18 protein-coding genes are annotated in these 18,909 nt (G+C 69.0%); 6 read left to right on the forward strand and 12 right to left on the reverse strand.

The window, feature by feature from the left end; translation table 11 throughout:
• Window positions 1-83 precede the first annotated feature (83 nt).
• Window positions 84-1,805 (forward strand): cation:proton antiporter domain-containing protein, encoded by a 1,722-nt coding sequence (gene ybaL, locus R9X41_RS06260; protein ID WP_318634019.1) that lies wholly within the window; start codon window positions 84-86, stop codon window positions 1,803-1,805.
• Window positions 1,806-1,841: 36 nt separating this feature from the next.
• Here the strand turns inward: ybaL and R9X41_RS06265 are convergent, their stop codons facing one another.
• The 5 genes from R9X41_RS06265 to R9X41_RS06285 all read right to left on the reverse strand — a co-directional run bounded on the left by R9X41_RS06265 (window position 1,842) and on the right by R9X41_RS06285 (window position 7,887).
• The gene (locus tag R9X41_RS06265) at window positions 1,842-2,249 is read right to left on the reverse strand and encodes an RNA-binding protein (RefSeq protein WP_318634020.1); all 408 of its coding nucleotides are present in this window, start codon (window positions 2,247-2,249) and stop codon (window positions 1,842-1,844) included.
• An 84-nt stretch (window positions 2,250-2,333) separates the two neighbouring features.
• A complete protein-coding gene (locus tag R9X41_RS06270) occupies window positions 2,334-4,184 on the reverse strand; it encodes a M14 family zinc carboxypeptidase (RefSeq protein ID WP_318634021.1) in 1,851 nt (616 codons plus the stop codon).
• A 118-nt stretch (window positions 4,185-4,302) separates the two neighbouring features.
• Window positions 4,303-6,486, reverse strand: coding sequence for a hypothetical protein (locus tag R9X41_RS06275; protein WP_318634022.1), 2,184 nt, complete (start codon window positions 6,484-6,486; stop codon window positions 4,303-4,305).
• Between the two features lie 111 nt (window positions 6,487-6,597).
• Complete coding sequence (gene dusA, locus R9X41_RS06280; protein WP_318634023.1) at window positions 6,598-7,590, reverse strand: tRNA dihydrouridine(20/20a) synthase DusA; 993 nt, start codon at window positions 7,588-7,590, stop codon at window positions 6,598-6,600.
• 42 nt (window positions 7,591-7,632) lie between these two features.
• On the reverse strand, window positions 7,633-7,887 hold the full coding sequence (locus R9X41_RS06285) for a hypothetical protein (protein ID WP_318634024.1): 255 nt from the start codon (window positions 7,885-7,887) through the stop codon (window positions 7,633-7,635).
• A 167-nt stretch (window positions 7,888-8,054) separates the two neighbouring features.
• On the opposite strand from R9X41_RS06285, the gene R9X41_RS06290 reads away from it, so the two are divergent.
• A complete protein-coding gene (locus R9X41_RS06290; RefSeq protein WP_318634025.1) occupies window positions 8,055-8,384 on the forward strand; it encodes a type II toxin-antitoxin system PrlF family antitoxin in 330 nt (109 codons plus the stop codon).
• On the forward strand, window positions 8,381-8,878 hold the full coding sequence (locus R9X41_RS06295) for a type II toxin-antitoxin system YhaV family toxin (protein WP_318634026.1): 498 nt from the start codon (window positions 8,381-8,383) through the stop codon (window positions 8,876-8,878). Before R9X41_RS06290 ends, R9X41_RS06295 begins: the two co-directional genes overlap by 4 nt.
• Window positions 8,879-9,098: 220 nt before the next feature.
• Here R9X41_RS06295 and R9X41_RS06300 read toward each other — a convergent pair whose 3' ends face one another.
• Window positions 9,099-9,497: a hypothetical protein gene (locus R9X41_RS06300; protein ID WP_318634027.1), complete on the reverse strand. Its 399-nt coding sequence runs from the start codon at window positions 9,495-9,497 to the stop codon at window positions 9,099-9,101.
• A gap of 391 nt (window positions 9,498-9,888) precedes the next feature.
• Between R9X41_RS06300 and R9X41_RS06305 the strand changes: the two genes are divergently transcribed.
• Window positions 9,889-11,967, forward strand: a complete 2,079-nt coding sequence (locus R9X41_RS06305; protein WP_318634028.1) for a TonB-dependent siderophore receptor — start codon at window positions 9,889-9,891, stop codon at window positions 11,965-11,967.
• Between the two features lie 10 nt (window positions 11,968-11,977).
• Here R9X41_RS06305 and R9X41_RS06310 read toward each other — a convergent pair whose 3' ends face one another.
• The 3 genes from R9X41_RS06310 to R9X41_RS06320 are packed head-to-tail and all read right to left on the reverse strand — an operon-like array spanning window position 11,978 to window position 15,285.
• A complete protein-coding gene (locus R9X41_RS06310; protein ID WP_318634029.1) occupies window positions 11,978-12,967 on the reverse strand; it encodes a tripartite tricarboxylate transporter substrate-binding protein in 990 nt (329 codons plus the stop codon).
• A 42-nt stretch (window positions 12,968-13,009) separates the two neighbouring features.
• The gene (locus R9X41_RS06315) at window positions 13,010-14,191 is read right to left on the reverse strand and encodes a M24 family metallopeptidase (RefSeq protein ID WP_318634030.1); all 1,182 of its coding nucleotides are present in this window, start codon (window positions 14,189-14,191) and stop codon (window positions 13,010-13,012) included.
• A gap of 41 nt (window positions 14,192-14,232) precedes the next feature.
• On the reverse strand, window positions 14,233-15,285 hold the full coding sequence (locus R9X41_RS06320) for a threonine aldolase family protein (protein WP_318634031.1): 1,053 nt from the start codon (window positions 15,283-15,285) through the stop codon (window positions 14,233-14,235).
• A gap of 127 nt (window positions 15,286-15,412) precedes the next feature.
• Between R9X41_RS06320 and R9X41_RS06325 the strand changes: the two genes are divergently transcribed.
• Together R9X41_RS06325 and R9X41_RS06330 are read left to right on the forward strand one after the other, a co-directional pair.
• Window positions 15,413-16,294, forward strand: a complete 882-nt coding sequence (locus tag R9X41_RS06325) for a LysR family transcriptional regulator (protein ID WP_318634032.1) — start codon at window positions 15,413-15,415, stop codon at window positions 16,292-16,294.
• A 148-nt stretch (window positions 16,295-16,442) separates the two neighbouring features.
• Window positions 16,443-16,652 carry a DUF4287 domain-containing protein gene (locus tag R9X41_RS06330; protein ID WP_318634033.1) on the forward strand — a complete coding sequence of 70 codons (210 nt, stop codon included), beginning with the start codon at window positions 16,443-16,445 and terminating at the stop codon, window positions 16,650-16,652.
• Window positions 16,653-16,671: 19 nt separating this feature from the next.
• Here R9X41_RS06330 and nthB read toward each other — a convergent pair whose 3' ends face one another.
• The 3 genes from nthB to R9X41_RS06345 form a co-directional block, all read right to left on the reverse strand.
• On the reverse strand, window positions 16,672-17,295 hold the full coding sequence (nthB, locus tag R9X41_RS06335; protein ID WP_318634034.1) for a nitrile hydratase subunit beta: 624 nt from the start codon (window positions 17,293-17,295) through the stop codon (window positions 16,672-16,674).
• Window positions 17,295-17,924, reverse strand: coding sequence for a nitrile hydratase subunit alpha (locus R9X41_RS06340; protein ID WP_318634035.1), 630 nt, complete (start codon window positions 17,922-17,924; stop codon window positions 17,295-17,297). Before R9X41_RS06340 ends, nthB begins: the two co-directional genes overlap by 1 nt.
• Before the next feature lie 73 nt (window positions 17,925-17,997).
• Window positions 17,998-18,903 (reverse strand): DMT family transporter, encoded by a 906-nt coding sequence (locus R9X41_RS06345; RefSeq protein WP_318634036.1) that lies wholly within the window; start codon window positions 18,901-18,903, stop codon window positions 17,998-18,000.
• Between the last annotated feature and the right edge of the window lie 6 nt (window positions 18,904-18,909).

Below are 18,909 nucleotides of genomic sequence, written 5' to 3' on the forward strand. Positions count from 1 at the left end.
GTGAATAAGAAGCGCGTCCGGCGTGAGCGGTTATAACGAAGCGATTCCATAAGACCCGACCCCACACGAGGACAAGCGCTCCGATGCCGCATAACGTTTCCCTGATCAACACCATCGCGGCGGGCCTCGGCCTGGCGCTCATCCTGGGCTTCCTGGCGATCAAGATTCGCCTGCCGGCCCTGGTGGGTTATCTGCTGGCCGGGGTGATCATCGGACCGTTCACACCCGGCTTCGTGGCCGATGCCGAAATCGCGGCGCAGCTCTCCGAGATCGGCGTGATGTTGCTCATGTTCGGCGTCGGCCTGCATTTCTCGCTCGACGACCTGCTGGCGGTGCGCCGCATCGCCTTGCCCGGCGCCCTGGTGCAGATAGCGGCGGCCACGCTCATGGGCATGGGCCTGGCTTGGTGGTGGGACTGGCCGATCGGCGGCGCGCTGGTCTTCGGCCTGGCGCTGTCGGTGGCCAGCACGGTGGTGCTGCTGCGCGCGCTCGAAACGCTGAACCTGCTCGACTCCTTCACCGGCCGTGTCGCGGTCGGCTGGCTGGTGGTGGAAGACCTGGCGATGGTGCTGGTGCTGGTGTTGCTGCCGCCGCTGGCCGGCGTACTGGGCGGCCCGGGCGCCGAGGCCGATCTGCCGACGCTGCTCAAGACCATCGGCTTCACCCTGCTGCAGGTCGCGATCTTCGTCGCGCTGATGCTGGTGGTGGGGCGCCGGGTGTTCCCCTGGATCCTGTGGCAGGTCACCCGCACCGCGTCGCGCGAGCTGTTCACGCTGTGCGTGGTGGCGGCAGCGGTGAGCATCGCCTTCGGTGCGGCGGCGCTGTTCGGCGTGTCCTTCGCGCTCGGCGCGTTCTTCGCCGGCATGGTGATGCGCGAGTCCGAATTCAGCCACCGCGCGGCAGAAGAATCGCTGCCGCTGCGCGATGCTTTCGCGGTTTTGTTCTTCGTGTCGGTCGGCATGTTGTTCGATCCACACGTGCTGGTGGAGCGCCCGTTCCAGGTGCTGGCGGTGGTGGCGGTGATCGTCGTCGGCAAGTCGCTGGCGGCGGCCGGCCTGGTGCTGCTGTTCCGCTACCCGCTGCAGATGGCGCTGACCATCTCGGCGAGCCTGGCGCAGATCGGCGAGTTCTCCTTCATCCTGGTCGCGCTCGGCCGCTCGCTCGGCCTGCTGCCGGCCGAGGGGCAAAGCCTGGTGCTGGCCGGTGCGCTCATTTCAATCGCCATCAACCCGCTGGTCTTCGGTGCGACCGCGCCGGTGCGTTCCTGGTTGCTGGCTCGCTCGGCCTTTGCCCGCAAGCTCGAGCAGCGCGACGATCCGCTGGCCGAACTGCCGATGGGCACGCACGAACGCTACCTGTCGAGCCAGGTGGTGGTGGTGGGTTATGGCCGTGTCGGCCGGCGCATCGCCGTGGCGCTGGCGGGGCAAGGCCTGCCCTACGTGATCGCCGAGGAAAACCGCGAGATCGTCGAACGGCTGCGCGGCCAGGGCATCGCGGCGGTGTTCGGCAATGCGGCCGACCCGGCGGTGCTGATCCAGGCGCACATCGCCCGGGCGCGGATGCTCGTGGTGGCGGTGCCGGAATCGATGGACATCCGGCAGATGATCGAGACGGCGCGCACGCTCAACCCGGGCATCGAGATCGTGCTGCGCAGCCACAACGAAGAAGAGGCGAGGCTGCTGGAGCAGGAGAACGCCGGCAAGGTGTTCCTCGGCGAACAGGAGCTGGCCGAAGCCATGGTGCGCCATGTGCTCGAGCGCACCGCCGGGCCGGCGCCGCACGCCGAAAGCCGGGCGCACGCCTGAGGCCGGTGGCCGCCCTGCACGGGCGGCCGATGCCGGTCAGTTGAGGTCTTCGATGACCAGCGTGCGGTACTTCTGCGCCAGCGAAAATTCCACCCGCCGCGCGATCTGCATCAGCCGCTCGGTGTCTTCGCGCGAGTCGGCCACCACCACCAGGCCGTGATGTCCCTTGCGGGCCAGCGCCTCGAAGGAGCGCACCGTGGCGCCTTCGGTGCCGACCGAGGGCAGGGGAATGTCGCTGCCTTCCTCGGACTTGGCCACGTCGCGCAGCAGCGTCGCTGGCGACAGGCTGGCCACCGCGTCTGCCGGAAACCCGCCTTCGGCGACCAGCGCCTCGGCGGTGCGTTCGGCGTCGGCCTTGTCGGGGAACATGATGACCGCGTGGCCGGTGGGATAGAACACGCCGCCCATGGTCAGCATCTTCTTGTCCATGACGAACTCTCTCATCGCATGCTCCTGTTCTTCGCGCCCGTGGGGCGTTGGGCGGATCAGCTTAGGAGTGCGCGAAGGTCGGAGCTGTAGGACAAGGAATCAATATTCCTCCAGCCGCAGCGCGGGCACGGTGGCCACGCGGCCGACGGCGTCGAGGCGGTCGATCACCCGGCGGGCGAAGAAGCTGTCGGGGCTGTCGGGCTCCAGCGCCGCGAAGATCAGGTTGCCCAGTGGCTGCGAGGCGGGCACGTAGAAGCCGCCTTGCGGAACGTCGGCCAGCGCGCGGCTGACGGTGACGTCGACCAGCACCGTGCCACGCGTGGGGTCGTCGCGGCGTGCGGTTTCGCGGTAGGCGTCGATCAGCAGCGAGGACGGCTCCATTACCCGCATCACCTGCACGCCGGCGTCGCGCAGCCGGTCGACCGCGCCGGAGGCCGAGGCGTCGAGCCAGTAGCCGCAGGGCCGGCGGCGGCTGATGACGGTGCGCGGCACCAGATAGGAATTCCATTCGACTTCCATCGCGCGGTCGGCGCCGGTGGCGGGGTCGAGCAGGGTGACGCTGCGGCGCTGGGTGGTCGGCAGGATGTCGATGGCGGCATCGGCGCGGCAGGCGAGCGAGGCGACGTCGCGGTCGACGAACTCACGCAGCTTGCGCAGTTCGTCGGCGCGGGTGGCGGCGCCCTGCAGCAGGCCCGACAGCGCCACGACCTGGCTGTGGACCCGGCGCTGCAGGTGCAGCCGGCCCAGGCCCTGCCCGCGGCTGGCGACCATGAGCGCGGCGATGTTCTTCAGGCCTTCGGTGTTGCGCAGGTCGCCGGCCATGGCGCCGGCCATGGTGAGGGTGCGCACGGCCGGGTCGTCCGACGCGGTGAAGTACCAGTCCTGGCTGAGCCCGGAGCGCTCCAGCGCGGAGCTGACCGGGCGGCGCAGCCATTCTTCGGCGGCCTTGGTGACGAATTCGGGTTCGTTGGCGGGCGTGGCGTATTGCAGCAGCACGTCGGCGCGCTGCACCGCGCCGAACTTCTCGGCGAAGGCGCGGGTCACCGGGTATTCGCGGGCGTCGGCCAGCACGACGGGCTTGTAGTCGCGCACCAGGCGGGCGATGGCGCGGGCTTCGGGCGTGCGCAGCACCAGGTGGTCGCGGGCGAGGTCGGTCCCGTCGGTGGTGAGCGCGGTGCCGGCGGCGGCGCCGTCGGGGTTGGCGCGCGGCAGCACGATGATGTTGATGCGGCCCAGCAGCGGCTGCAGCAGGCCTTGCGCGGCCTCGCGCGCCAGGATGAGCAGGGCTTCGGCGGTGGCCGGCTCGTCGCCGCGCTGCTGCCCGATCAGCAGCACCGTGGGCCGGCCGTCGGCCAGCAGGGTGCTCGGCTCGGTGTTGGCCGAGCGGGTGAGCACCAGCGCCTCCAGCGCTTCACCGCGCTGCGAGCTGCCGAGGGAGACGACGCCGGCACGCGTGTTGCCGCCGTTGCCCGACGCGGTGGCCAGGCCGGCGAGCCAGGCGCGCAGCTCGGTGTTGCTGGTGTAGGTGCTGCGGCCGTCGGCCAGGCCGGGCGTGGCGTATCGCACGGTGGGCTCGGGAAAGCGCGCGGCAACCGCCGGGCCGTAGGGCGGCACCTCGGCCACCGGCGCGGGGGGCGGCGCGGGCGCTGTCGGGTCGACGGGTGCCTGCGAGGCGGGCAGGCCGGGCGCGATGTCGTCACGGGGACGGATCGGCATCACTTCCACGCCGGGGCCCATGTCGACCACCGGCGGGGCAGTGGGGGTGGCTGGCCGGGCAGGTACCGGCTGGCGGCTGGCCGGCGCGGCGGGGGTGCCGCTGTTCCAGGTCGGCAGCGGCGTCGACGAGCAGGCCGCGAGGGCCAGGCTCAGGGCCATGGGGGCCGTCAGTGCCAGTCGCGGTCGCCGGGCAGGGCGGGTGGACGCGGTCGGCAGATGATGGGGCGATGGCATGCGGTACTCCTGGATGCGTTGGACTTCTCGTGCCCGCACGGCCGGCAGGCGCGCCGGCGGGCGACGCATATTAGACCGTGCCCGCCGCAGGACGGTTACCGGACGAAGTCCCGCGGCGTTAGACCGAGGTGGTGGCTTCGCCCGGAGACGTTTCCATCTCGTCGGCCATGCGGCGGTGCTCGCGCAGACCGCGTGCCAGGTCGGTCAGGGCGTTGAAATGGACCCCTCGGCCGAAAGACGATCCCGGCACCAGGTATTCGGCCAGGATCCGGTTGTGGTGGTGCAGGTGCACCGCATTGGCGACCGGATCGTGCTTCAGGTGTTCGGCGAAGTCGTCTTCGAAGAAGCGGACGCGCCGGGCGCCGTCCGGATGGCGAAACAGCATCGAGGTCTGCGAGCCTTCTCGCCGGGCCAGGGTGTCGAGCGTGGCGAAGAGCACCTTCTGCCGAAACTCCGGCAGCGCCACGATCTTCGCCGTGTCCGGATGCTCTGCCATCTCGTCCCGCAGTGCTTCGTGGATGGCCCGCATCGGCCGGTCGAAAAACGCCGTCCGATAGCGGTCGCGAAGGGCCTGGCGCATCAGGCGATGGCCGGCTGGCAGCAGCCGTGCCTTGCCGCGCCAGCGCAGGCTGATCGCCCGCAGTTCGTCGCGCCGCTCCTCGGGCGTGCGTGTGGGCCAGGGTGCCAGGATGTCCTCGGTTTCGAGCATCCGGGTCAGGTCGTGCCACAGGTGGGTCCGCACCACGTCGTGCTGGTGGGCCAGGTAATGGTCGCCGATGGCGCGCAGGACGGTCTCGTGCCCCTGGTCGCGCAGGCGGTCGCCCAGGTTGCCGGGATCGACCGCGGCCTTGACCACGTCCGGCGCTGCCTCGCCGACATACCGTGCCTTGCGGCTCTCGTTGACGCTGGCGCCGATGGCCGTACCGATGGTGAGGACGGTGCCCGGCACCGCCGCAGCCGTGCCGGTGCCGGGTGCGACCAGGTTCATGAGCGTCGCGATGAACATCAGCACCTGCCCGGCCACCAGGCCGCCGGCCATGATCTGGTCGACGAGATTGGTGTGCAGGCGAAAGGCGAGGTCCTGCGCATAGAGTTCGCGCGCGTCGGGCGGCAGCTGGTCGAACATGTCCCGTACCGCCGCCAGATCGTCCTGCAGGTCGGCGCGCGCCCGTCGCTGCAGGCGCAGGTTGAGGGCACCGGAAGTCGCCTGGAACACTTGCGCGGTCATCATGATCGCGCCGGTGCCGATCTGCAGCCCGTGGGCCGTCGCATGGTGGGCCAGGGCTTCGGCGGTTCTTGCCTGCCGTTCGGCGCTGTCCGCTACGGCGGTGAAGGCCGATTTGGCGGCCGACACCTGCATGCCACCGGCCATCAGTCCCATGCCGATAGCGGTGAAGATCAGGGCGGTGCGTTGCTCCTTGGTGCCGTGGCGATTGCTTTCGAGCCGATCGGTCAATGCGCACTGGTAGGCGCTTTCCTCGCTCGGCAGCTCGCGGTGGCGGCGCAGGCGCTCGTCGAGGATGGCGCAGGCCTCTTCCACGAAGGCGCGGGAGAGGTCGCCATTGCCCTTGACCTCGTCACGGCGCGCCCGCAGGTTGTCGACCATCAGATGGTGAAAGCCCCGCTCGCGCGTCGCCTGCCGGCGCTGGAAGCGCGCCACGCCGGCTTCGTGCAGCGACACCAGCCGTGCGATTTCGAGCTCCGTCGCGGCGGGCACCGCGCGGCCGTTGCCCAGCCGGCTGTCGCGTCGTAGCGCCTCGATGAGTTTCCGCTGTTGCTCGAGCACGGCTTGCACCGTCGCCGGGTAGAGGGCGTAGTAACCCTGGATCGCGCTCTTCACCGCGCCGGCCGCCGAGACGGCCACCAGCGGGAACAGGAACTCGAGCAGGCCGATCTCGATGAAGGGCTGGTCGGCCTCGGCGAAGAGGATGGGCACGGTGCCGGCGAGCTCGTCGCCGCCATCCATGTTCTTGACCCTGGCGATCAAGCGCAGCGCGGAGACGAAGGTCGAGCCGGAGAAATCGTCGATCACCTTGGGCTTGCCGGAGAACCGGTGGTAACCGAGCCTGACGCTGACCGGCCGGGGCAGGGCGGGATCGGGCGCCGCGACGATATTGATCTGGAAATCGTTCGTGTCGATCCGGCCGCCCACGCGCCGCTGCAGCAAGGCTTCCTCCAGCACCGAGTGTGGAATGTCGGCGAGCTCGTAACCACCGATCTGGTGAGACTGGAGCGGTTCCGGGCTGGGGTCGGATGGAGATCGATTCGGCGGATGGTTCGTCGCGGCGATGGTTCGAAGCATGGGCAGGCCCGGCAGTGGTGAAGGCCGGGGAGTCTGTCGGGCCGGCCTGCGGGCCGCGCGCGGCCAGGCGAAGCGCCGTCAGCCGGACGGAACGCCGCGCCGAGCCGGGCTTCAGGCCGCTTCGGTGCTCGCCTGCGGTTGCCGCGCGATCGCCATCACCTCGCGCGCCGGCAGGGTCTTGAGCCGGTGGTCGCTCCACACCCGCCGCCAGCCGCGCGCACCCGGCAGGCCGTGGCGCAGCCCGAGCATGTGGCGGGCGATGGAGTACCAGCCGGTGCCGTGCGCGGCGGCCTCGCGCTCCATGTAGGCCACCATGGTTTCCTCGACTTCCTCGCGCGTGAGCGCCCGATCGGCCGCGCCCATGAAGGCGTGGTCCCAGCCGGCCAGGCTCCAGGGGTTGTGATAGGCCTCGCGGCCGACCATCACGCTGTCCATGAAGCCGAGCTGTTCGGTGATCTGCCCGTAGTCGGCGATGCCGCCGTTGACCGCGATGAAGAGATGGGGGAAGTCGCGCTTCAACTGGTGCGCCATCTCGTAGCGCAGCGGCGGAATCTCGCGGTTCTGCTTGGGGCTCAGGCCCTGCAGCCAGGCGCTGCGGGCGTGCACGATGAAGTGCCCGCAGCCGGCCTCGGCCACCTGTCCGACGAAGTCACGCACGAAGTCGTAGCTGTCCTCGCGGTCCACGCCGATGCGGTGCTTGACCGTGACCGGGATATCGACCGCGTCGACCATGGCCTTCACGCAGTCGGCGACCAGGACCGGCTCACGCATGAGGCAGGCGCCGAAGGCACCGCGCTGCACCCGCTCCGACGGGCAGCCGCAGTTGAGGTTGATCTCGTCGTAGCCCCATTGCCGGCCCAGCCGTGCGGCCGCGGCCAGATCGGCCGGCTCGCTGCCGCCGAGCTGCAGGGCGACCGGGTGCTCGGTGTCGTCGAAACGCAGGTGCCGGTCCACGTCGCCGTGCAGCAGCGCGCCGGTGGTCACCATTTCGGTGTAGAGCAGGGCATGGCGCGACAACAGACGGTGGAAGTAGCGGCAGTGGCGGTCGGTCCAGTCGAGCATCGGGGCCACCGACAGGCGGGAAGGCGCGTAAGTCGTTTTCATAGATGGATATCGGGCGCTGCCGGTCGAGACTCTTCTGCCAGATCATGACTCGGTTGGCACCTTGAACTGCATGGGCCAGCGTCGATCGGCATCGCCGAAATGGCATCCGACAGCAAACAAAACAGGCAGGTCGCTCGCCCGTTTTCGACCCAAGGGGTGCGAGCCGAAAAGTCGGACATTTTCCATCAAGGCCTTTGCCTCGATGTTGAGCGACTTCAGCGCAGTGCAAGCCGTCCATGCCTCAGCGGCAAGCGCTCGGTACGCGCATTCGATATTCCAGGGGTATTCGAGCAGCACTCGTCCACTGGAACCGAACCGCCTTCGCGGATCCCCTGGTGCTTCGGGCTCGACGCCGATGTCCGCATGGCTTCGCGTTCGGAAAGCTGCGGGCCGTTATGCGAACTTTGTCAGGGGCAATGCAAATGCATTACCATGAGCCACGCCATTTACGCCGGAGTCACGCCATGCGCGCCATCATGCAACTCGAATCGACATTGACCGACCGCTACCAGACCACCGTACCGGAGTCGGTGCGCCGGGCCTTGCGCCTGGGCAAACGCGACCGGATTCACTACACGATTCGTCCCGACGGCGAGGTCGTGCTCACCCGAGCGGTGACCGGCGATGGCGACGATCCGGCGTTGGCGCCATTCCTGGGCTTCCTGGCTCGCGACATCGCCGAGCATCCTGGGCGGCTCCATGCCTTGGATCCGGACTTGGCGCAGCGCATCAAGTTCCTGGTCGGCACAGCCGAATTCGATCTCGATACACCGTTGTCGGCGGACGATGAATGACCGGCGGCGAGCCACTCGTCGTCAACGGCTGGACACTTTTTGCCCACCCGATCTTTCTGGAGCAACTCGAAGCCCTCACGGCGCAGGTGGAGGCGCTCGAGCGCAAGGATCCCGTTGGCTACACCGGAAAGAATGCCTCGAAACGTCTGGCTGCCATCGCCAAGCTGGCGTTCGAGGTCATTCCGCAAGAACCCACGCGGCCGGAGTACCGCCAAGGCAGCACGCTCGGCGACGAGAACAAGCACTGGTTCCGCGCCAAGTTTTTCCAGCAGTACCGCCTGTTTTTTCGTTTCCACGCATCGGCCAAGGTGATCGTGTTCGCCTGGGTCAACGACAAAGACACGAAACGGGCCTACGAGCGCGCGGACGATGCCTACCGCGTATTCCGTCGAATGCTCGACAACGGCCGGCCGCCCTCGGATTGGGAAAAGTTGCTGGCTGAAGCACGCGCCGAGGGCAAGCGCCTGGGCCGGCTGGCGCGACGGGACACTTGAAGGCGGCGTCTGCGATGAAAGCGTGCTCGTCCGCAGATGCACCCGTCGCGGTCGGACAAGGTCCGCCAACCGGGCGTGTGGCATTCATGCCGTGGAAGGACGCCGTCGCCTGACTCACATCGAACCGGGCGACGACGAATTTCTAGAGACGCTCGCCGCCCACGATCAGGGCATGTGGATGCCCAGGCCGGTTTGGCGGCGGCCGAGGCGTTCGTGTTGGTCAGCACCGGTACTGCGCCGGGCGCCTTCCACTTACTCGCTGAAGAACACGTGGGGCGCGCCCGGCGGCAGACGACGGCCACGATACCGACGGTGACGCTGCCCGCGCGGGTCGCCGTCTGGCCCTGGAGTCGGTCAGGGTGACCATCACGTCGTAGCTGCCGGCCGCGCTGTCGTCACCCCAGTTCACGGTGAGCGAGGGGAGCGTGGCGCTGCCGACGGGCGAGGCTTCGGAGATGTCGACCATGTAGGCCTCACCGACATTGACCGCGGCCGGGATGTCGGCCGTGACGATGAGCCGCGTCGTCCCCGGATCCGCGGCCAGGTTCAGGCCGACCAGCGCCGGGTCGTGGTCCGAGGCGCGGAAGGCGGTGGGCGCATAGCGGTCGTCGGTGGTCAAGTCGGTGTTGTAGTCGAGCTCGGGTCGGCTCGTCGGCTTTGATGTGCCACACCGCCACGCCGCCGACCTGGGCGGCCAACGAGCCCGATGCATAGCCGTGGTCGAGCGCGCCGGTTTCACCGCCGAAGACGTAGGTGTAGCGGTCGACCGCCGGCAGGCGCTTGAGCAGGCTTTCGAAAGCGGCGTTCTCCAGCACCCGGGTCGGGTCTTCCGGCAGGTAGCTGTTGAAGTCGCCCATCATCAGCGCGTCGGATGACCTGACGGAAGCCTGACTGAACTGCGAACCAAGGGTAAATACTGATAAGATTTTGTATCGAGAATCACTCCTATTTACTTCCTGTCCGTGAAGCGTGCCGTTTGGGTTTGTGTTTCCGGGCGTTCATCGGTCTCCATGTCACCTCGCCGCTTCGTCACCTTTTTCGCCCTCACCGCTCCCGCCCTGGCCGCCCAGGCGCAAACCGCCTCCCTTGCCGAGATCCAGGTGCGCGGCTCGGCCGACTACGTTTCCGAGTCGAGCCAGGCCTTTACCGCCACCCGCACCGACCAGTCCCTGATGGACGTGGCGCAATCGGTGCAGGTGGTCGGCCCGTCGGTGCTGCAGGAGCAGCAGGTGCGCAACCTCGACGACGCGCTGTCGCTGGTCAGCGGCATCGCCCAGGCGCCGACGCGTGCCGGCACGCAGGATTCGTTCGTGCGGCGCGGCTTCACCGGCAGTTCGTCCACCGGCCTGCTGCGCGACGGCGTGCGTTCGATCCAGGCGCGCAACTTCAGCGCGACGACCGAACGCATCGAGGTCCTGAAGGGACCGACGTCGACCCTCTACGGCATCCAGGAACCGGGCGGCGTGATCAACGTGGTGAGCAAGGTGCCGATGCTGACCTCGCGCACCGGCCTGCAGCTCGACACCGAACAGGCCGGCGGCTATGGCGCGCAGTTCGACACCACGGGCCCGATCACCGGCACCGACTGGTCGTACCGGCTGATCGCTTCCACCGAAGACCGCGACGATTGGCGCAATTTCGGCCGCACGCGGCGCGACCTGCTGGCGCCGTCGCTAGCCTGGCGTAGCGGCGGCACCGAGGGGGTGCTGGCCTACGAACACACCGATTACGAGGTGCCCTTCGACGACGGCACCATCTTCGGCGCCAACGGCCGGCCGATCGACATTCCGCGCAAGCGCCGTCTCACCGAGTCGTTTTCGCGCATGACGGGCAACACCGACTTCATCAATACCCGGCTGCAGCACGCGTTCAACAGCCAGTGGACCGCACGGGTGAACTACGCCTTCAATCGCAACCGCTACAGCGACTGGCGCGTTCGCCCCAATCGCTACGACGACGCCACCGGCCTGCTGCGCCGCCGCGCCGACGGCCGCCAGAACGTGGACGACAGCAGCAACTACCTGGTGGCCGACCTGGTGGGCAAGTTCCGCACCGGCGCGGTCGGCCATGAGCTGCTGGTGGGTGTCGACCACGAACGCACGCTGGGCCGCACCGGCGGCGAACTCGCGCGCATCACCTACAACGGCTTCGACACGGCCAACCCGGTCTACGAGCAGGTGCCGGTGCCGACGGCCTACGACGACACCACGCGCAACGCCCGCAGCTTTCTGCGCACGACCTCGCTCTTCGCACAGGACAGCGTGTCGCTCGGCGAGCGCTGGATCGTCTCGGGATCGGTGCGCTACCAGCGCTGGCGGCAGGTGGAGGGCGCGGGCCTGAACTACGTGGAGACGCAGAACATTTCCGGCTCCGAGGTGCTGCCGCGTGTCGGCGCGCTCTACAAGCTGAGTCCGCAGGTATCGCTCTACGCCAACTACGCCACGTCCTTCGTGCCCAACCTCGCCAGCAGCCCGGCCCAGGCGGCGTTCGATCCGACCAAGGGCCGCTCGATGGAGCTGGGCACCAAGTTCCAGCTGAGCCAGCGCCTGTCGGGCACCTTCGCGCTGTTCGACATCGAGAAGAAGAACATCGTCGTCAACCTCGACGACGACACGGCGCAGGCCATCGGCAAGGCCCGCTCGCGCGGCGCCGAGCTCGACATGACGGGCCAGGTGAGCGCCGCGCTGCGCTTCATCGCCGCCTACGCCTACACCGACACCAAGGTGCTGGAAGACGCGAGCGGCCTGCAGGGCAACCGACTGCCCAACGCGCCCAAGCACTCGGCGTCCATCGCCGCGCATTTCGCGCCGGGCTGGCGCACCGGCGACCTGCCGTGGCATTTCAATGCCGCAGTCCGCTATGCCGGCGAGCGCCAGGGCGACGCGGCCAATTCGCTGACCCTGCCTTCCTACACCGTGGCCGACCTCGGCCTGGGCACCCGCTTCGACTGGAACGGCTCCACCCTCCACCTCGACGTGCTGCTGCGCAACGCCTTCGATCGTGCCTACTACCCGTCGGCCGACGGACCGCTGCGGGTGCTGGTGGGCGCGCCGAGGCAACTCGGCGTGCGCCTGCGCGCCACGTTCTGACGCCGCGGCGTCAGCGCTTGAGCTTCTCGATTTCCTTCATGTCGGCGGCGAACACCGACTCGTAGGGTTCGCCCGCCGCGCCGATGGACATGTCCGCCAGACCATTCTTCTGGATGTACTCGGTGAAGACGCTGCCCGAGCGTGCGGTGAGCATGGCCTGCTGGAGTTCCTGGTAGCCCTTGGGGTTCTTCTGGGCGAAGGCGGCGGACACCACGTAGACGCCGTAGCGCGCCAGGAAGTGCGGCGAGGGCATGCCCACGCCGTAGCCCGACAGCAGGCTCTGCAGGGTGGGCGCCTCGGGCCAGCGCGGGCTTTTCTTGTCGGAGCCGATGAACAGCGCCGTGGTCTTGGAGCGCATCGCCGAGCGCACGAAATCGTCGCCCAGGTTGGCGGTGACATCGCCGGCGAGCAGGGCATTGACGGCTTCCGAGCCACCCTTGTAGTTGACGATGAGCACGTCGATCCTGAGCTGGTCGACCAGCCACTGCGCCAGGGTCTCCTGGGCGCTGCCGCCGGCCACCGAGATCGACAGCTTGCCGGGGTTGGCCCGGGCCTCGGAGACGAACTTGCCGAAGGAGTCGATGGCGCCGTCGTTCCTGACCAGGAACACCCGCGGCTCGTGCAGGTCGGCCATGATCACGCGGAAGTCGCTCAGCTTGAAGCCGGCGTTGCCGCGCGCCACCGCCAGGTTCAGGTCGGGCTGGTTGATGGCCAGCACCGCCGAGCCGTCGGCTCCTTCGCGCAGCAAGGCGCTGGCCGCGATCTGCCCGCCGGCGCCGGCCTGGTTGCGCACCACCACGCTGCGGCCGCCGAGCGCACCCTGCAGCGGCACCGAGATGAGCCGGGCGAAGGCGTCGGTGCTGCCGCCGGGCGGATAGCCCACGATCATCTGCAGGGGTTTGTCGTTCTGGGCCGACGCCAGGTTCGGCCAGGCGGCTGCGGCGGAAGTGGCGGCGAGGGCCGCAGCGAAGCGGCGGCGGCTGACCAGGGTCGGGTTCATGCGGGGTTCCAGGGTTGGATGGCGAAAAAAAAAGGGGGGAGATCAGCCCAGCAGACGGTCGTCGTACGGGGTGGTGTTGAGTTGCTCGCTGCCGGTGGCGGTGACCACCACCACGTCTTCCAGGTGCGCGCCGCCCACGTGCGGCTGGTCCGGCAGCACGATGCGCGGCTCCAGACACATGACCATGTTTTCCTCGATGACGAAGTCCACCCGGCGGTCCACCAGCGGCTCGCCGTGCAGGCCGTAGCCGAGCTGGTGGCCGGTGTTGCCGGTGTAGACGTAATCGCCCCAGCCGTGGTCGGCGATGACCTCCCGGGCGCGGGCGTCGACCTGCTTGCCGGTCACGCCGGGGCGGATCATCTTCTTGGCTTCCTGCAAGGCCTCGTAGGTGGCGCGGTAGATGTCGCGCTGGGTCTGCGTCGGCTCGCCGCTGCTGAGCACGGTACGGCCCAGGTCGCCGGTGTAGCCCTTGACCACCGAGCCGATGTCGAGGATGACCATCTCGTTCTCGCCGATCACTTTCTCTGTCGCGATGCGCTCGAACATCGAGGCGTTGGGGCCGGAGGCGATCAGCGGGATGAAGGGCTCGAACTCGGAGCCGGCGCGGCGCATCGCGGTGACGGCGGCGGCCGACACCGAATGCTCGGTGACGCCCGGCCGGATCGCCTCGATGGCGGCCAGCGCGCCGAGGTCGGCCACGCGCAGGGAGTTGCGGATCAGCTCGATCTCCAGCGGATGCTTCACCGAGGTGAGCTGCAGCCACATCGGCGAGACATCGCCGATCTGCAAAGCGGGCAGCGCGCGGGTCAGGCCCTGGAACACCATGTGCGGCATCACGTCGGTCGCCACGCGGCCGGCGGCCACGCCGTAGTCGGACAGCATCTTCTCGATGGTCTCGTGCCACTTCGACACGTGCGGCAGGCGGCGTGCGTCCTCGATGTCGGACTTGAAGCGGATGCGCAGGTCGTCGCTGCCGGAGATGTAGCCCACGATCGGCGGCTTGCCCTTGACGACCAGCGCCACGTATTCGGGCTCCAGGAAGGGACGAAAGCCCTTCACGTAGAAGTCGGTCACGTAGCGCACCGCCTCGGCCTTGAAGAACAGGAAGGCGTCGAAGCCCGACGATTCCAGGGCCTGCTGCAGCTTGGCCTGCTTGATGGCGTGCAGTTCGTCGCCGCAATAGAAGCTGGGCGACTGTTTTTCGAAGTGGATGGTTTTGTTCATGGTGGTGGCCGAAAAAAGGTGGGAAGGACGGTCTCGTCGGGTCAGGCGATGGCGGGACGCGCGGCGACCGCCGCGAAAGCCTCGATGGCGGCGCGTATCGCATCGCCCGCGATGTGGCGGTGGGTGACACAACGCAGCAGGTGCGGCCCCCAGGGGCGCACCAGCACGCCGCGTTCTCGCAGCACGGCTTCCCACTCGCGGGCGTTCATGCCGGTGGCGGCGACATCGACCTGCACGATGTTGGTCTGCGGCTGGCGGATGCGCAGTCCGGTCACCGGGGTGATGCCCTGGGCCAGCGTCCGGGCCGTGGCGTGGTCGTCGGCTAGGCGGTCGATCATCGACTGCAGCGCCTCCAGCCCGGCCGCCGCCGCGATGCCGACCTGGCGCTGCGACGCACCGATCAGCTTGCGCAACAGTCGTGCCCGGCCGATGGTGGCTTGCGGCCCCACCAGCACCGCGCCCATCGGCGCGCTCAGGCCCTTGGATAGGCACACCGACACCGTGTCGGCCTGCGCGCACAGCTCGGCCGCCGGCCGGCCCAGCGCCAGCGCCGCGTTGAAGAGCCGGGCGCCGTCGAGGTGGACCCGCACGCCGGCGCCTTGCGCGGCCTGGTGCACGGCCTGCATGTGGGCGAGCGAGGCCACCGCGCCGCCTTCGTTGTTGTGCGAGGTTTCCACGCAGACCAGGGCCGGCTTGAGGTTGCCCTTGGTCGAGGCGAGGGTGGCTTTCAGGGCCGCGAGGTCGAGCGCGCCATCCGGGTCGGGGATCGGCTGGTAGAAGGCACCGGTGAAGGTGGCCGCGCCGCGTTCGGCGGTGTAGATGTGCGAGGCGGCGCCCAGCAGGATCGCGTCCTGGCGCGGCACCTGCGCCAGGATCGCCAGCAGGTTGGCCATGGTGGCGCTGGGAGCGTAGAGGCCCGCGGGTTTGCCGAGCAGCTCGGCGGTGAAGCGTTCCAGTTCCACGGCCGTCGGGTCGCCGTCCAGGCCGTCGTCGCCCAGCGGCGCGCTGCGGATGCGGTCGTACATCGCCTCGGTCGGCAGGGTGACCGTGTCGCTGCGTAGGTCGATGAAGGGTTGGCCTGCGGATGCGTTCATGTGCTTGCGGTAGGGGTCGGTGCCGTTGCCGGTTTTGAGGGGTGGATGTCTCCGTCGCCACAAATTCTGGACTTCTCGACCTTGAGCTGCTTTGATATCTTCACGAACCTACTGTGAGCAGAACTCAATGAATCTCAGCGCTTTGAACACCCTTCGCGCCATCCTGGTGCACGGCAGCTTCACCGCGGCCGGGGCGGCCGTGGGCTGCACGCCGAGCGCCGTCAGCCTGCAGATCAAGCAGCTCGAGGAGTTCTTCGGCCGACCGCTTTTCGACCGCAGCACGCGGGTGCCGCGCCCCACCGGATTCGCGGTGGAAATCGCCCAGGCCGCGAGCGATTTCGGCGACCGCATCGAAGCCTTGCGGGCCGGTCCTTCGCGGGCGCTGGAGGGGCGCTTCCGGCTGGGCGTCATCACCAGCATGCAGAGCGACCTGCTGCCGCCGGCGCTGCGCCTGCTGAGCCAGCGCTACCCCATGCTGGACGTGGGCGTGCCGCCGCTCAACGACACCGACGAGCTGCTGGTCGAACTGCGCGCCGGCCGCATCGAGGCGGCCCTGCTGGTGCGCCCGGAAAACGGCGGCTCCTCGCGCATGGCCTGGCATGAACTGCGCCGCCAGCCCTACGTGATGCTGGCGCCGCCCGACGCCACCGAAGCCGATCCGCGCAGCCTGCTGGCCAACCACGGCTGGATCGGCTATGACACCAGCCTGCCGGGCGGCCGGGTGGCGGCGCGCCATGTGCGCAGCCTGGTGCCGGGCCTGAGCTGCCAGCGGGAATTGCGCTCCATGGACGCCATCGTGTCGATGGTGTCGCTGGGCCTCGGCGTGACCGTGGTGCCGCAGCCGCGCAAACGCCTGCTCGAAGCCTACGGAGTGCGGGTCATCGGGCTCGGGCGGCATGCGCCGTTTCGCCGCATCGCCATGGTCTGGCGCCGCGCCGACGACGACAACCGCAAGGTGATCGAGGTGGTGAACGCCTTCAAGCAGGTGCAGGAAGAAGCGTCGGCCTGACGCGGCGAAGGCGCAGGCCGCTGCGCATTCCTGGGGCGTTCGCACCAGGGCAGGGCGGGGCGACTATTTCGGCTTCCGGGATGCGGCGGCTCGACGGGCGCTCCGGATAATCGTCGGATCGTGTCCGTCGAAACTGGAAGGGGTGACCATGTCCGAAGCCGCCCCCAAAGGCCCGCAGTCCTATTTCCTATCGATCGAAAAAACTTACGGCCAGCCGGTCGCGCATTGGCTAGCGGTGCTGGCGCAGGCGGGTCCTTTGAAGCACATGGAAGCCGTCGCGCTTTTGAAGGGCGAGCACGGCTTGGGGCACGGGCATGCGAATGCCCTGGTCGCGCATTTCCGCAGCCAGCAGGGATGATTCCCGGACCGCCGGCGCCTCACGGCGGCCCGACGTACTCCAGGTAGCTTGCGAACACGCCGACGTGCACGAAAGCGGCTTCGGACGAGTCGGGCCACAGATCGCGTGCGTCGAATCGCACGTCGAAGGTCGGCTCCACCGTGGAGGGCAGGGCGTGGCCGCAGGCGTCCGGGTAGGGATAGGCGGGCGACACGTCGACGATCACGCCGGTCTGGCCGCGGATGTAGCCGGGCATGCGGGTGTGGCCGGAGACGAATTCGTTCTTCACCCGCACGGTGTCGCCCACCTGCAGCACGCGTTCGGGCCGGGCGGCCGCGCGGCCCGGGCCGATGGGGCGCGACAGCGGATAGGCGCCGCCGGCCGCGTCGGCCAGGGCCTGCTGCGTCAGCAGGCCCTTTTCGACGCAGAGCGTGGCGGCGGCGGTCAGCACCCGTTCGTAGTAGCTGGCGGCCATGTAGTGGCAGGGATCCATGCGTTCGATGGCATGGCGGTATTCGTCCATGTTGTAGAGCCCGGCGCCGACCAGCCGGCCGGAGATGGCGGTGGCTTCCAGTTCCCAGCGCTCCTTGAAGCGGCGGGAGTCGTCGGTGCGGACCACCGGGCCGAAACCCTGCTTGCCGCCGAGGTCGTGCATGCCGTCCATCAGGCCTCCGTGGTGGTGGTTGGGGTGGGGGTGGCGGGCAGCGCGGCGTACGGGGCTTCGAGCCGTGCCACGCCGATGAGGGCGTCCTGGGTGACGAGTGCCCGCAGGCGCTCCTCGGGCCAGCCGACGGTGGCGGGCGGCTGCCAGGGCAGCACCATGTAGCGGGTGTCGGCGGTGGTGTCCCAGACCTGCACCGTCATGGTGTCGGGCAGGTCCAGGCCCAGTTCGCGCAGCACGGTGCGCGACTGCCGCACGATGCGGGCGCGGTATTCGAGGTTCTTGTACCAGCCCGGCGCCATGCCGACGATGGTGACGGCGGTGCAGGAGCACAGCGTGCAGCAGATGACGTTGTGCTGCGTGGCCGTGTTCTCGCGCACCGCCAGCTTGCGGTGGTGCTCGGGCATGCGGATGCCGAACTCGGCCGCCGCCGCACGCCCGTCGGCCAGCAGGCGCGCCTTGAAGGCGGGGTCGGTCCAGGCGCGGGCGACCAGGCGGGCGCCGTGCTCGGGCACCCAGTGGTCGTGTGTCTCGCGGTCGAAGGCGTCGATGTGGGCGGCGTTCACCAGGCCGGTCTGGCCGGTGAGCTTTTGCAGCGCGGCCACGCGCTGTTCGATGGGGGCGGTGTTCAAGTGCAGCTCCTGTTCTCGTGGACGATGGGAGGGTGGGAATAGAAGAGAAGGAAGACGGCGCGGGCCGGGCCGCCTAGCCCGAGCCGACCGCCAGGCGCGGCAGCCGCCAGCGCTCCCCGGTGATCACCATCAGGCCCGACACCATGACCACGGCGCCGCCGACGAAGACCCAGAGCCCGGGCACGTCGCCGATGCCGATCAGCGCGAAACCCACGGCCCACAGCAGCGTGGTGTATTCCAGCGGGGCCAGCGCCGAGGCTTCGGCGTTGCGCACGCTGACCATCATGAACATCTGCCCCAGGCCGCCGGCCAGACCCGAGAGGATCAGCAGCCACCACTGCCGCGCGCTGGGCATGGTCCAGCCCGCGAAGGTGGTGGCGGCCAGCAGGGCCGAGGCGAGCAGGAAGGATACGATGAGGGAGCCCGGCGGCATGTCCGACAGGCGGCGGATCTCGATGGTGGCCGCCGCGCTGCAGAAGGCACCCAGCAGGGCCAGGCCGCAGCCCGGCAGCCAGGCGCCCTGCAGCCCGGCGGCCTTCTCGTGCGAGGGCGCCAGCAGCATGATCGCCATGCCGGCCAGCCCCATCGCCAGCGCCAGCCAGCGCACCACGCCCACGGTTTCCTGCAGCACCAGCCAGGCCAGCAGCACGATCATCAGCGGCGCCAGGTAGCTGATCGACAGGGCGTAGGTCACCGGAATGAACTGCAGCGCGGCCGACGCGCCGAACACCGAGCCGCAGCCGAAAAGCGTGCGCCGCAGCAGCGCCCTGGGCGAGCGCGGGCGCAGGCTCTCGCGCAACTGCCCACGCCAGCCCAGCCACAGCAGCACCGGCACCAGGCCGATGGCGCTGCGGAAGAACACGATCTGGCCGATGCCGCTAGCCACGGTCGCGTGCTTGATGGCCAGGAGCATGACGGTGAAGAAGAAAGTCGAGGCGAGCTTGGCGAGCAGGCCGGTACGAAAGGACGCTGGTGGCATGGAAGG

The organism is Xylophilus sp. GOD-11R (genome assembly GCF_033546935.1).
In the GTDB taxonomy this organism is placed as follows: Bacteria; Pseudomonadota; Gammaproteobacteria; order Burkholderiales; family Burkholderiaceae_C; genus Xylophilus.

What these genes read in the sequence shown, in the direction of transcription:
- ybaL (WP_318634019.1), top strand. Translation starts at nt 84, where the DNA reads ATGCCGCATAACGTTTCCCTGATCAACACCATCGCGGCGGGCCTCGGC.
- R9X41_RS06265 (WP_318634020.1), bottom strand. Translation starts at nt 2,249, where the DNA reads ATGAGAGAGTTCGTCATGGACAAGAAGATGCTGACCATGGGCGGCGTG.
- R9X41_RS06270 (WP_318634021.1), bottom strand. Translation starts at nt 4,184, where the DNA reads ATGCCATCGCCCCATCATCTGCCGACCGCGTCCACCCGCCCTGCCCGG.
- R9X41_RS06275 (WP_318634022.1), bottom strand. Translation starts at nt 6,486, where the DNA reads ATGCTTCGAACCATCGCCGCGACGAACCATCCGCCGAATCGATCTCCA.
- dusA (WP_318634023.1), bottom strand. Translation starts at nt 7,590, where the DNA reads ATGAAAACGACTTACGCGCCTTCCCGCCTGTCGGTGGCCCCGATGCTC.
- R9X41_RS06290 (WP_318634025.1), top strand. Translation starts at nt 8,055, where the DNA reads ATGCGCGCCATCATGCAACTCGAATCGACATTGACCGACCGCTACCAG.
- R9X41_RS06295 (WP_318634026.1), top strand. Translation starts at nt 8,381, where the DNA reads ATGACCGGCGGCGAGCCACTCGTCGTCAACGGCTGGACACTTTTTGCC.
- R9X41_RS06305 (WP_318634028.1), top strand. Translation starts at nt 9,889, where the DNA reads ATGTCACCTCGCCGCTTCGTCACCTTTTTCGCCCTCACCGCTCCCGCC.
- R9X41_RS06310 (WP_318634029.1), bottom strand. Translation starts at nt 12,967, where the DNA reads ATGAACCCGACCCTGGTCAGCCGCCGCCGCTTCGCTGCGGCCCTCGCC.
- R9X41_RS06315 (WP_318634030.1), bottom strand. Translation starts at nt 14,191, where the DNA reads ATGAACAAAACCATCCACTTCGAAAAACAGTCGCCCAGCTTCTATTGC.
- R9X41_RS06320 (WP_318634031.1), bottom strand. Translation starts at nt 15,285, where the DNA reads ATGAACGCATCCGCAGGCCAACCCTTCATCGACCTACGCAGCGACACG.
- R9X41_RS06325 (WP_318634032.1), top strand. Translation starts at nt 15,413, where the DNA reads ATGAATCTCAGCGCTTTGAACACCCTTCGCGCCATCCTGGTGCACGGC.
- R9X41_RS06330 (WP_318634033.1), top strand. Translation starts at nt 16,443, where the DNA reads ATGTCCGAAGCCGCCCCCAAAGGCCCGCAGTCCTATTTCCTATCGATC.
- nthB (WP_318634034.1), bottom strand. Translation starts at nt 17,295, where the DNA reads ATGGACGGCATGCACGACCTCGGCGGCAAGCAGGGTTTCGGCCCGGTG.
- R9X41_RS06345 (WP_318634036.1), bottom strand. Translation starts at nt 18,903, where the DNA reads ATGCCACCAGCGTCCTTTCGTACCGGCCTGCTCGCCAAGCTCGCCTCG.